Raw genomic sequence first — 13,143 nt, 5'->3', positions numbered from 1 at the left:
ACAGGCAGCTCAGAAATGACACCGGATCAGTTGTGACCGCCTTCCAATGTTCACTGCCACACAGGCAGCTCAGAAAGTACTCATATATGTACAGAGCAAGAACAAAAGGTTCACTGCCACACAGGCAGCTCAGAAATGATCCCGATGAAGTATCTGGTGATAAACCGCGTTCACTGCCACACAGGCAGCTCAGAAAAACAAACGAATAAATAGCGATCATTACCAACGGTTCACTGCCACACAGGCAGCTCAGAAAGCATTGATGTTGTTATAGATGAAATGAGAACAGTTCACTGCCACACAGGCAGCTCAGAAATGTTGGCGTAAAGGTGAGCTATGGAACCCTTGGTTCACTGCCGCACAGGCAGCTTAGAAATATCATTTTGCCCATATCACACTCCTACCTGAGTTCACTGCCGCACAGGCAGCTTAGAAAAAGGTTCAGAAGGTTTTGAGCGCCCTGCGTTCGTTCACTGCCGCACAGGCAGCTTAGAAAGGCAATATCGGCGTTATTGTGCATGAACACAAGTTCACTGCCGCACAGGCAGCTTAGAAAATGTGTTCAAAATGAAATCCCAACATTGAAAAGTTCACTGCCGCACAGGCAGCTTAGAAATGTTGGCGTAAAGGTGAGCTATGGAACCCTTGGTTCACTGCCGCACAGGCAGCTTAGAAATGCATACTGTCCATCTTGATGGTCTGCATCTTGTTCACTGCCGCACAGGCAGCTTAGAAAATTTGTTGGTGTTGGGTCATCAACTGATTTGAGTTCACTGCCGCACAGGCAGCTTAGAAATGCTAACAAATCTTTTATTTGCCCTAGATTTGGTTCACTGCCGCACAGGCAGCTTAGAAAAAACCGCCAGCGAGTACAATGCCACCTTGTACGTTCACTGCCACACAGGCAGCTCAGAAAAGATAAACCAAACGCATAACGGGCGGCTTGAAGTTCACTGCCACACAGGCAGCTCAGANAATTATTAAATGGTGCCCCTCCAGAGAATCGAACGTTCACTGCCGCACAGGCAGCTTAGAAAATTTCAATTTGTTGTCAGACGGATCTTTCCAAGTTCACTGCCGCACAGGCAGCTTAGAAATTCATAAACGCAAGGCCAGCCATTGAGCGAACGTTCACTGCCGCACAGGCAGCTTAGAAATCTTTAAGCGAAAACTTCGCTTCGCTTGTCGGGTTCACTGCCGCACAGGCAGCTTAGAAATTAATGGATAGAGTGACTTCTTTCTTTACTGCGTTCTCTGCCGCACAGGCAGCTTAGAAATATTCCGGCCCGCGTTCTGGTCCTCGATTTGGGTTCACTGCCGCACAGGCAGCTTAGAAATGCTATCAGTATACCGTAAGCCGCACCGGCGGGTTCACTGCCGCACAGGCAGCTTAGAAAAGATCGATCCGGCTGTCGCATTAGATTTCTTCGTTCACTGCCGCACAGGCAGCTTAGAAACGAACAGGGAAAGAAATCTTACGGCCATCCACGTTCACTGCCGCACAGGCAGCTTAGAAAAATCACATGTATCCATTACGCACTCGCAAAGGGTTCACTGCCGCACAGGCAGCTTAGAAACGTAGTTAACCGATACCAGGTCGCCTTCATCAGTTCACTGCCGCACAGGCAGCTTAGAAATTTAGGTAATGGGGTTTTGCTCATTGTGCCATGTTCACTGCCGCACAGGCAGCTTAGAAAGCCGGTGAAGACCACCCCGACTTCGTCCACCCGTTCACTGCCGCACAGGCAGCTTAGAAAACAACCAGCGCTCCTATAATCATAATGATAATGTTCACTGCCGCACAGGCAGCTTAGAAATATCATTTTGCCCATATCACACTCCTACCTGAGTTCACTGCCGCACAGGCAGCTTAGAAAAAGGTTCAGAAGGTTTTGAGCGCCCTGCGTTCGTTCACTGCCGCACAGGCAGCTTAGAAAGGCAATATCGGCGTTATTGTGCATGAACACAAGTTCACTGCCGCACAGGCAGCTTAGAAAATGTGTTCAAAATGAAATCCCAACATTGAAAAGTTCACTGCCGCACAGGCAGCTTAGAAAATAGGCCACGCATTCAATGCATTCTTTTTCGTGTTCACTGCCGCACAGGCAGCTTAGAAATTCGTTCCGTCATAAACGACTTCATTACCAGCGTTCACTGCCGCACAGGCAGCTTAGAAATGAAGATATAGAACTTGATCCATGGCTTCTTCGTTCACTGCCGCACAGGCAGCTTAGAAATACAGATGGAGACGATCCTACCGATGGCTCTGGTTCACTGCCGCACAGGCAGCTTAGAAAATAGGCCACGCATTCAATGCATTCTTTTTCGTGTTCACTGCCGCACAGGCAGCTTAGAAATGCTAACAAATCTTTTATTTGCCCTAGATTTGGTTCACTGCCGCACAGGCAGCTTAGAAAGTATTGGTAGATATGGAGATCCTGAATTGAATGTTCACTGCCGCACAGGCAGCTTAGAAACGCGACCGCACGTATCAAAACAGCTATGTGTAGTTCACTGCCGCACAGGCAGCTTAGAAAATAGCTCGAATGCCATACTCAGGACTCACGAAGTTCACTGCCGCACAGGCAGCTTAGAAAAGTGCGTTAGCTGCCTCAGCGGGAATACCGAAGTTCACTGCCGCACAGGCAGCTTAGAAAAGGACGCAGACCAAGCTGCGACGATGAACAGTGTTCACTGCCGCACAGGCAGCTTAGAAATGTCAGTTGCTGTACCCACTGAGCTTTACCCAGTTCACTGCCGCACAGGCAGCTTAGAAATCCATGGTACAGTCGGGGAGATCGCCAAAGGGGTTCACTGCCGCACAGGCAGCTTAGAAAACTTGAACAGCGGGTAAAAGACCACTTGTTCAGTTCACTGCCGCACAGGCAGCTTAGAAATGTGACTGAATCAACCCGTTCGGATAGATACGGTTCACTGCCGCACAGGCAGCTTAGAAATTATGAAGGTGTCTACAAAGGTTCTGATGGGTGTTCACTGCCGCACAGGCAGCTTAGAAATGACCAAGATTACAAACTGATTCGTCAGGACAGTTCACTGCCACACAGGCAGTTTATATCCTGTCTTCCAGGGTAAACTTAGTTGTTTTTAGCAGATGAAAAATGCGGCCTTTCTTAATAGGGATAAAGGCAGACAGTGACAAATCTTTGCTGGCTCAGTAGAGTAAGTTCTTCTTTAAGAATCCACATGGAACGTTTCGTGAGTAAGTCATTTTCTTCTACGCATTTTCTTCATAATTCTCTTATTGCCAATTTAGTTGGTGTGCGATTGGCTTTGGCTCTGTTGGTTATGTCGCTATTAGCTATGCCTCTTTTGAGCGGGAACGCCCAGGCGCGAGACTATCAGTTCTTTGATGCTGAAATTCACTACCAAGACGCCAAACAGGCGACGGATGGTATGGATTTCCTGCTTGAGAATATGGAAAAAGCGAGCATTGAAAAGGCCTTGATCACTGGTTTTTCGGTGACTAAAAAATGGGCCTCGTCTTCACCTCGTCGGCCTTTTTCTTATGGCGCAGATGATGCGCCGGTGTATTGGTATTCGGCCACCGATATGTTGGTCTACGATGCCGTTAAGTCGTTGCCTGAACGTGAGCAGTCGCGCTTTTATCCGTTCATAACCGGGTTTAATCCGACGGATCTGAATGCGGTGGATCACATTGAACGCCTTTTGAAACGTGATCCAGGCTTTTGGAAAGGGATCGGTGAAGTCTTCACTCGCCATGATTTGTTGTCGGCCATGATTGAGGGCGAACGCCCGTTGGCACATCACCCCGCATTGATGAGAGTCTATCAATTAGCGGCTAAATACGGTTTGCCGGTAATGCTGCACAGCAACTTAACTTCGCCGGTGATGAAGGAGTTTATTTACTTACCTGAATTGGAATTGGCGTTGGAAACAAACCCCAAGACCACCTTTATCTGGGCTCATGCCGGCTTGAGCGATGCGATTACGTTGCAGCAGACAGTGGAAGGTTTACCCGAGCTAGTGGCAGAGTTATTAGGGAAATATCAGAACCTTAATATTTTGTTGTCCTGGACGGTTGTAGATGCGCTTTATGATGCAGAGGGCGTACCTAAAACTGACTGGTTAGAGGTGGTGAAATCGTACCCAAATCGTTTTGTGATTGGTTCTGATGTGGTGGGGGGGTTTAGCCCGCTAAAAGAAACAATGGATCACTTCCGTCCTTTCCTTGATGCGCTGCCGGAAGAGGTCGCACACAGAGTGGCATCTACCAATCTATTGCAATGGCTACCTTGAAACAGCGGTACTTACTGAAACAGCGGTACTTACTGAAACAAAAGTACCTACCGAAACAAAGGTAATTACAAAGCAATAACTGCCCACCGAAACAGAATAGCGCGCTTTCATGAAGGGTCTAGAACAGATCCTTCATTCGGTGATAGAGCATTCCCATTGCCAGCATAGGCGAGCGGAATCGTCGCCCACCAGGGAAGCGCATGTGCTTCACCTTTTCAAACACTTCAATACGGTCGTTTTGCTGATGAATGCTTTCAGCAATTAACCGTGCAGCCATGTGAGTCGCATTTAATCCATGTCCTGAATAGGCTTGGGCGTAGTAAACGTTAGGGGCTAACCGACCAACTTGAGGCAGTCGATTGGCGCCAATGCCGATCATGCCACCCCATTCGTAATCAATCTTGATGCCTTCCAAATACGGGAAGACCTTAGTGATGTGTGGGCCAAGCTTGTCTCTGATGGATTTTGGATCTCGACCTGAGTAGGTACACAATCCACCAAACAGCAATCGTTTATCGGCGCTGAGTCGGTAGTAATCGAGATCGACCCGTTGATCACACACGGCCATGTCTTGCGGAAGTACTTTACGCCACATCTCTTCAGAAAGCGGCTCGGTCGCTAACACATAGCTACCCGCCGGTAGCACTTGTCCTTCTAGGGTATTATCGAGGCCAGCCACGTAGGCGTTGCCACAGATGACCAAGGTATCAGCGGTAACCTGCCCATGTTCTGTTTTGATGACATTGGGCTGACCTTTAGCAATATCAACGACAGGGGACTGCTCAAAGATTTGAACCCCGAGCTTTAGAGCCGCGTCTGCTTCACCGGCTACCAGGTTTAACGGGTGAACATGGCCGCTGCCCATGTCGATCAAACCACCGATGTAGTTGTCTGAACCAACCACTTGGTGCATTTCATCTTTGGAAAGAAGTCGTGTTTCGTAGGGGTAATTAATTTCATCCAACCAGGCTTTGTCTTCTTCAAAATCCTGGAGATGTGCAGGCTTGTTGGCCAGGTCGCAATAGCCCATTTTTAAGTCGCATTGAATGTCGTATTTCTTAACCCGTTCTTTGACGATTTCTACGGCTTCGAAGCCCATGTGATTGATGGCATCAATGCCTTCCTGACCTATACTGTTTTTGAACTGATCCAATCCGTGACCAATCCCGCGAATCAGTTGACCACCGTTTCTGCCAGACGCACCCCAGCCGATTCTATAGGCTTCAATCAATACCACTTGATAGCCTCGCTCGGCGAGTTCCAACGCTGTATTGACGCCACTAAAGCCCCCGCCAATTACGCAGATGTCTGCTTTGATGTGCTCGGTAAGCTTTGGATATTGGTTGGGATACATGGCGGATGCCAAATAGTAGGAATTCGGGTGTTCAGTGTTGTGGGTTTTCGGGTTAAGCATGGCGCGACCTACCATTCTTGTGTTTAAGCTAGTTGTTGTAATTGGCTAGTTTGCTGTAATTGGCTAGTTTGTTGGAGTTGATTCGTTCGAACTTGGATTTGTTTGTTCTTTACTCTAATGATGTTCTAAATATTAATCAAACTGTTTTCAATATTTTACATATGGCGGGTATGTGTCTAGGCTTAAAAACTGAAAGGCGGCTGATATTGATCAAAATTTTATACAAACTGTTTTGTATTTTGATTACTCGATATCAGCAAACTGGTATACTTTGCCTCGTTCAGCCCCCTTAAAGTCTATGTTTCAACAGGGGTTGATGCAGTACTTGGTGAATTAACGATAAGTCAGAGAGGATCACACCATTGGATGTCGGTAGCCGTTTAAGAGAAATTCGTGCACAAGCTGGATTGTCGCAGCGTGAGTTAGCCAAACGAGCGGGAGTAACAAACTCCACTATTTCGATGATTGAGAAGAACAGTGTTAGCCCAAGTGTGAGTTCTCTTAAAAAAGTACTTTCTGGTATTCCCATTTCGTTATTGGAATTTTTTGATTCCGAAGAAGCATCAAAAACGGATATTCCTGTGGTTTACACGGCAGATGAATTCCTGGATTCCTCTGTTGATCAAATTGACTGGAAGTTAATCGGTAAAGGCTTCCCAAATCGAGCCATGACCATGTTGGTTGAATGTTTCCCGCCGGGAGCAGACACGGGGGAAGAGCCTTATACCCACGAAGGTGAAGAGGCGGGCTATGTGATCAGTGGTAAGATCGAGCTGACCGTCGACGGCGAAGTGTATGTTTTAGAGCCGGGGCAGGGCTATTATTTTGAATCCACCCGACAGCATCGATTCCGCAATCCATTCGATGAAGAGTGCCGTTTGGTGTCGGCAACCACGCCAGCCAATTTCTAATTGCCTTGTATTTAAAAACCGGGCGTTTTCAAAGACCGGCTGCATTCAATGAAGGGCGTTTTTAACGTCCTTTTTAATATCCTGTTGTGAGGCTTTTCTTTGGCACCCTTCAGTACTGTTTTTTTTAATGTCTTTTGTTATTGTCTTTTCCCTCTGGCTTTTCCTACTAATTTTTCCCCTTGTCTTGATGATCTCGATCAATCTCTTTTGAAGTTTCATTTTCCGGTTCTATCTGTGTCATATTGATTCGTTAGTTTAGCGAGTATTCAGTCTCTAGGGAGCCAAATATGGATACTCAGCTAATCAGTTCCGGTGTGAATGAACACGATATCGAAAGAAAACCACTTACTACGAATCACTCTTTTGAGCATCCGTTTGATCATATTCTTGATCTTCAAAAAAACTATTCAGCGATGCCTACGGCTGTGGTGCATCCGACGGATGAAAACTCATTAATCGGTGCCCTGGAAGCGGCAGAGCAGGGAATCATCGAACCTGTACTGGTTGGACCAGAGCATAAAATCAGAGCAACCGCCGAAGTTCATAATCTGGATTTGAGTGGCATTGAATTGGTTGCTACCGAGCACAGTCATCACTCCGCTGAAATGGCCGTTGATTTAGTACGTCAGGGGCTGGTTCAGTCGTTAATGAAGGGTAAGCTTCATACCGATGAGTTAATGGAAGTGGCGCTTCATAAAACGAAAGGCCTGAGAACTGAACGTAGAATGAGTCATGTCTTCGCGATGGCTGTTCCCACGTATCACAAGCTGTTGTTCTTAACCGATGCGGCCATCAATATTTTCCCTAATTTGATGACCAAAAAGGACATTACTCAGAATGCTGTGGATTTGTTTTTGTCTTTTGGTCAGGGCAAACCGAAGGTGGCCGTGGTATCTGCGGTAGAGACCGTGACGGAGCGTATTCCATCAACAATTGATGCGACCGCACTGTGTAAGATGGCAGAGCGTGGTCAGATTACCAATGCGATTATTGATGGGCCTCTGGGTTTTGATAATGCGATTTCCAAAGTCGCAGCTGAGGCGAAAGGCATTGTGTCGGAGGTGGCTGGTGATGCTGACATTATCCTGGTGCCGGATTTGGAGTCCGGTAATATGCTTTACAAGCAGATGAGTTTTCTGTCGCAGGTGGAGTCGGCAGGTATCGTGCTAGGGGCCCGAGTGCCGATTATCCTGACCAGTCGAGCGACGGGCTCTGGATTAGCCCGGTTGGCATCTTCGGCGTTGGCCACTGTGTGGGCAAACCGTGGTCTGTTGAAAAAGGATGTGTGATCTAAGACGTTCTGGCACACCTATGATCTAGAATTCGTTCCTGAGTTGTCACTTTTCTCATTATGAATTTTGCCGCTTTCCTAGCGGCAAGTCCCTTCCTTGTGCATTGGTTTTTTATCTCTTGTTCCTACTCAAATCGTCTCTACCATACTAAAACGATTAGGTTTTTTCTGTTTTGGTGCCTTGCTTGCTTATTGTATGCATCCTTAAAAACTTACGCATCAAATAACTATATTGACCAAATCATTGACCACATGGAGGTTGCCATGCAGATTCAGAATGGAGTTCAGACATCTCAGCAAGCGTCGCAAGTAAACGGCATTACTCAAGCGCTGCAAAACCAGGGAACGGTTGATCAACGGGCACGAGTTGATTCTGTGACCCAAGTTGCGGACGATCAGGTTACGTTATCAGCCAGTGCCACTGATAAAAGCTCAGCGCAGGCGCGTGCGGTTGCCAAGTACGAAGATATGACGCGGGTGTATTCCACCGTTGTTGCCCCGGAAGAAAAAGATGAGGCATCAGCTACCACGTTAGAGGGCTTCGAACCGATCAAACTCTTTAACGCTGATGATGTCGCTGCGTATGAAGAAAAGTTATCTCTTGCCTTTGCCAAAGCGGGGGTTGATACCTCTCAGGATATAGATTTGGCGATCGATTACGAAGGCAATGTCTATGTGAAGAACGACCATCCTGATAAAGAAAAGATTGAGCAGCTATTCAAAGAAGATAGAGATCTTCAACAAGGGCTTATTCAAACGCAGGATTTTTACTTGTTCAAAGAGTTATACCGACTCACCCAAGAGTGGGCTCAGAAGATTGATAGCGGCATGAGTGAAGAGATGGCTGGGCAATGGTTGCTGAGCTCGTCTAAGCAAGCTCAGAAAGTCTCTGGTGAAGGGTTAACCTTTAGAGAGGGCGGTATGGTTGATCCGTTCGAGCGGAGTGGTAGTAACGCCGTGGCATTGAGTGCATACGCAGGGTAAGGATTGAGGGGCTCTCAATTCTTATAAACAATCCTTACCCTCGATCCTTCCTTACCCTCGATCCTTAATGCTTAGACGCAACCACTAGGCTCGGTCTTCTTTGCTTTCCGCTAATAAGCACAGCAGGTTGGTGGCGATGGTTGCTGCCGCCAGCGCTGTGACTTCTGCGTGATCATAAGGTGGCGCGACTTCCACAACATCCGCTCCGATGAGATTCAGGCCGGTTAATCCATACAGAATCTTGATGGCGGTGGCGGTATTAAATCCGCCGCAGACGGGGGTGCCGGTGCCAGGGGCAAAGCTCGGATCTAAGAAATCAATATCGAAGGTGATGTAACACGGGTTATCTCCGACGATGTCTTTAATGCGAGCAATGGCTTCCTCTTCACCATTCTTATGCAGCCACAAGGCATCAAACACGTTGTAGCCGTGGGTTTGCATGTTCTGGGTACGAATGCCCATTTGCACGGAATGAGACGGGCTGACGATGCCTTCTTTGGCGGCATGATAGAACATGGTGCCGTGGTCGATGCGTCCTTTTTCATCGGCCCAGGTGTCGGTGTGAGCATCGAAATGAATCAGGGAAATCGGGCCGTGCTTCTTATGCAAGGCTTTAAGAATCGGGTAGGCGACAAAGTGGTCTCCGCCGAGACTCAAGGGAATCACATTGTTATCCACCAGACGACTGATGAAGCGTTCGATGTCCACTGCCACATCTTCCGGGCGACCGGGATCAAACACGCAATCCCCATAGTCAATGACGTGTAAGCGGTTAAATGGGTCGAACGTCCAAGGCCAAGGTCTGGCCCAAGAAAGCTGTGTAGATGCTGCTCTTACCGCTCTCGGCCCAAATCTCGCGCCAGGGCGGTTGGAGGTAGCCAAATCATAGGGGATACCAACAACGGCGACATCAACGTCGGTGAGATCTCGGGTGTACTTACGGCGCATGAAACTGGTGGCGCCGGAATACATGGCTTCAATCACGGTGCCATAGGGGGACTCACGCGTGAACGCGAGATCACCATTACTGTATTGATCAAAATCGGAACTCATATGTCACCTACTGCATTTGAACTGTTGGAGTCAAAAGGCTAAATCCTAAGCAGGAAGGGGGAGTGAAAACGTCACCAGTACGCTTGTTTTCACTCCCTTGCTTCAGTGGGCCACTGATTGCTAGTTGGCCTTTGGTTGCTAGTGGATCATGGGTTACTAGTTGGCCATTGACTGTTTCATCCGATCATTAATGCGCTTGGTGGCGAACCACGTGGCTAGAGACACTATGATCACGGCAAGAATGATCAAGGTCGCCAAGGCATTAATCTTAGGCGTGACACCCAGTCGTACCGAACTGAAGACTTCAATCGGTAAGGTGGTTGCCCCAGGGCCGGTCACGAAGCTGGCAATCACCACATCGTCCAGTGATAGGGTAAAAGAGAGCAGCCAGGCCGATAAGATCGCAGGGAAGATGATCGGCAAGGTGATTTTAACGAAGGCTTCCAGTTGATTGGCGCCTAAGTCCAACGCGGCTTCTTCAATACTGCGATCCATTTCCATCAAACGGGAACTGATCACAACCGTTGAATAGGCCAGACAGAAGGTGGTATGAGCAATCCAAACCGTCAGCATACCGCGTTCAGCGGGCCAGCCAATGTACTGGCCCATTGCAACGAATAACAACAGCATGGATAAACCAATGATCACATCCGGCATCACCAGCGGAGCGGTGATTGACCCCGTGAAGAGGGTACGGGTTCTGAACTTTTTGATACGCACCATCACGATTGAGGCAAAAATAGCCAAAATCACAGCGGCCGTTGCTGAGCAGAACGCAATCTCCACTGAACGCCATACGGCATTCATGATTTGCTGATCTTCAAACAGTTCAAAGTACCACTTGGTGGAGAACCCGGCCCAAACGGTTACCAGCCGACTTTCGTTGAAGGAATACACCACCAACACCAGCATCGGTAAATACAGGAAGGCGATCCCGGCCCAGAACATAAATTTGCTAAAACTAAACGTGGCAAAGCTAAACGAACCGCGCTTTTCAGTTGAGGCTGTCATTGGCTCACCTCCTTATTCTGATACCGGTGGAATAAGGTAATCGGCACGATCAGGATGACAATCATGATCACCGCCAAAGCCGAAGCTACCGGCCAATCCCGGTTATTAAAGAATTCCTGCCAGAGCACTTTCCCGATCATGATGGTTTCTGTGCCACCTAATAATTCAGGAATCACGTATTCGCCCACCGCAGGAATGAACACCAACATCGAACCCGCCACAATGCCGTTGAATGAAAGAGGCAAAGTGATTCTGAAGAAACAGGTCAGTTTGTTTGCGCCCAAATCACTGGCTGCTTCCAAAAGTGAGTCGTCGTGTTTCACCAGATTCGCATACAGTGGCAAAACCATGAAGGGTAAGTAGGAATAGACAATGCCGATATACACAGCAAAGTTGGTGTTAATCATCTGGATAGGGTCATCGATAATGCCCAACCACATCAGGCCGTTGTTGATCAGCCCGTTGTTTTTGAGTAATCCCATCCAGGCGTAAACGCGGATAAGAAAGGACGTCCAGCTTGGCAGCAGAACCAACAGCAACCAAATGGCTTGTTGCTCTTTCGGTGCTTTGGCAATGGCATAGGCCATTGGGAAGCCAATCAACAAACACAAGACAGTCGACCAGAAGGCCATACTGATTGAGTTCAAATACGCCTGAATATAAATGGGGTCTTCAAGTAGCCACAAGTAGTTCCCAAAGTTCAGGGTAATGTTCAGTTGGTTTTCTTCCCAGGCAAACATCGGCGTGTAAGGAGGAATGGCTAATTCCGCCTCGGAAACCGAAATCTTTCCGACGAAAAAGAAGGGAAGAATGAAAAATACCAAGAGCCATAAATAGGGTGCTGAGATTACCCAATGACGACCTTTTGGTAGTTTTTGCGGGAGTCTTTGGATGGATTGTTTGATGTTCATAAGCGCATCACCATGCCCGCGTCTTCTGTCCAATAGACATAGACTTGGTCGTCCCATTGTGGTCGTTCTGCACGGCGTTCGGTGTTGGCCAGGAAACACTGAATGACTTTTCCGTCTTTCAGCTCCACGTAATACACCGTGTGTCCACCGAGGTAGGCGATGTCATCGACTCGGCCGGTAGACCAGTTGCATTCTTGTGATGGCTTGGTTTTCGATAAGAACGTTTTTTCCGGGCGCAAGGCAAACAGCATGGCTTTCTCGTCGATGCCTGTCGACACACCACGGCCCACATAAATGTCGGCATCCAAGGACGGACAGCTCAATTTCATGTGATCTTCTTCGTCCACCATGATGTCGGATTCAAAGATGTTCACTGATCCAATGAACTCCGCCACCATTCGGTTCTGCGGACTTTCATAGACATCCACTGGCGAGCCAATTTGCTGAATGAAGCCTTCGTCCATAATGGCGATACGATCGGCCATGGTCATGGCTTCTTCCTGATCGTGGGTTACCATTACACAGGTCACACCGACACGCTCGATGATGTCGACCACTTCCAGCTGCATCTCAGTGCGGAGCTTTTTATCCAGGGCACCCATTGGTTCATCAAGCAACAACAACTTCGGGTGTTTCGCCAAAGAACGGGCAAGGGCTACACGCTGTCTCTGGCCGCCAGATAATTGATGAGGCTTACGACGCGCGAATTTTTCCATGTGAACCAGTTTCAGCATCTCATTCACACGATCGGCGATCTGACCTTTTGGCATACCATCTTGTTTGAGGCCAAAGGCAATGTTCTTTTCCACACTCATGTGAGGGAAGAGGGCGTATGACTGGAACATCATGTTAAAAGGACGTTCATTCGGTGGCATGAAGCTGATGTCTTCATTGCCTAAACAGATCTGGCCTGACGTTGGTTTTTCAAAACCGGACAGCATACGAAGCAGCGTTGATTTGCCTGACCCGGAAGCGCCGAGCAGCGCAAAAATTTCGCCTTTGTAGATGTCGAGACTGACGTTATCTACCGCCAGAGCATCTTCGTAATACTTGGTGATGTTGTTAATGGAAAGCAAGACTTCCTGCGTTGAGCGAGGTGACTTTCCGTTACCTGCCTTGCCATTACCCGCATTGCCATTACCTGCATTGCCATTACCATTCGGAGACACGCTTCCATTCGTGTGGCTTTGATTGCCATTGGCTCCGTTTGAGTTGTTCGTATCTACCGCAGAAGACATAAATGCCTCGTGTTTCGTTGGGAGGAATTTGGTGAAGTCCTTAAATCTGCGC

Annotated in this window: 9 protein-coding genes and 1 CRISPR repeat array; of the genes, 4 read left to right on the top strand and 5 right to left on the bottom strand. The window is 48.0% G+C overall.

All coding sequences use genetic code 11. The features are described from left to right. Positions 1–48: 48 nt before the first annotated feature. Positions 49–3,077: direct repeats of the CRISPR family, unit length 28 nt; unit sequence GTTCACTGCCGCACAGGCAGCTTAGAAA. Between the two features lie 127 nt (positions 3,078–3,204). After that, on the top strand, positions 3,205–4,278 hold the full coding sequence (locus QQL66_RS00155; protein ID WP_284377338.1) for an amidohydrolase family protein: 1,074 nt from the start codon (positions 3,205–3,207) through the stop codon (positions 4,276–4,278). A gap of 118 nt (positions 4,279–4,396) precedes the next feature. Here QQL66_RS00155 and QQL66_RS00150 read toward each other — a convergent pair whose 3' ends face one another. After that, the gene (locus tag QQL66_RS00150) at positions 4,397–5,692 is read right to left on the bottom strand and encodes an NAD(P)/FAD-dependent oxidoreductase (RefSeq protein ID WP_284377337.1); all 1,296 of its coding nucleotides are present in this window, start codon (positions 5,690–5,692) and stop codon (positions 4,397–4,399) included. Between the two features lie 362 nt (positions 5,693–6,054). On the opposite strand from QQL66_RS00150, the gene QQL66_RS00145 reads away from it, so the two are divergent. From QQL66_RS00145 to QQL66_RS00135, 3 genes are all read left to right on the top strand, one after another. Further along, positions 6,055–6,603, top strand: coding sequence for a cupin domain-containing protein (locus QQL66_RS00145; RefSeq protein WP_284377336.1), 549 nt, complete (start codon positions 6,055–6,057; stop codon positions 6,601–6,603). Between the two features lie 287 nt (positions 6,604–6,890). Continuing rightward, entirely contained in the window at positions 6,891–7,892 is a 1,002-nt protein-coding gene (locus QQL66_RS00140) for a bifunctional enoyl-CoA hydratase/phosphate acetyltransferase (RefSeq protein WP_284377334.1), read from the top strand. A gap of 266 nt (positions 7,893–8,158) precedes the next feature. Further along, positions 8,159–8,878 (top strand): hypothetical protein, encoded by a 720-nt coding sequence (locus QQL66_RS00135; protein ID WP_284377332.1) that lies wholly within the window; start codon positions 8,159–8,161, stop codon positions 8,876–8,878. 84 nt (positions 8,879–8,962) lie between these two features. On the opposite strand, the gene speB is transcribed toward QQL66_RS00135, so the two are convergent. From speB to potA, 4 genes are all read right to left on the bottom strand, one after another. Beyond that, complete coding sequence (gene speB, locus QQL66_RS00130) at positions 8,963–9,931, bottom strand: agmatinase (RefSeq protein WP_284377330.1); 969 nt, start codon at positions 9,929–9,931, stop codon at positions 8,963–8,965. 156 nt (positions 9,932–10,087) lie between these two features. Then, positions 10,088–10,942 (bottom strand): ABC transporter permease subunit, encoded by an 855-nt coding sequence (locus QQL66_RS00125; RefSeq protein WP_431356874.1) that lies wholly within the window; start codon positions 10,940–10,942, stop codon positions 10,088–10,090. Further along, positions 10,939–11,853 (bottom strand): ABC transporter permease subunit, encoded by a 915-nt coding sequence (locus QQL66_RS00120; protein ID WP_284377328.1) that lies wholly within the window; start codon positions 11,851–11,853, stop codon positions 10,939–10,941. Before QQL66_RS00120 ends, QQL66_RS00125 begins: the two co-directional genes overlap by 4 nt. Beyond that, positions 11,850–13,091 carry a polyamine ABC transporter ATP-binding protein gene (potA, locus tag QQL66_RS00115; protein WP_284377326.1) on the bottom strand — a complete coding sequence of 414 codons (1,242 nt, stop codon included), beginning with the start codon at positions 13,089–13,091 and terminating at the stop codon, positions 11,850–11,852. Before potA ends, QQL66_RS00120 begins: the two co-directional genes overlap by 4 nt. Between the last annotated feature and the right edge of the window lie 52 nt (positions 13,092–13,143).

It is taken from the genome of Litoribrevibacter albus (genome assembly GCF_030159995.1).
Lineage (GTDB): Bacteria > Pseudomonadota > Gammaproteobacteria > Pseudomonadales > Litoribrevibacteraceae > Litoribrevibacter > Litoribrevibacter albus.
Note: the sequence above shows the minus strand (reverse complement) of the source record. Positions and strands in the feature narration are given on the sequence as shown.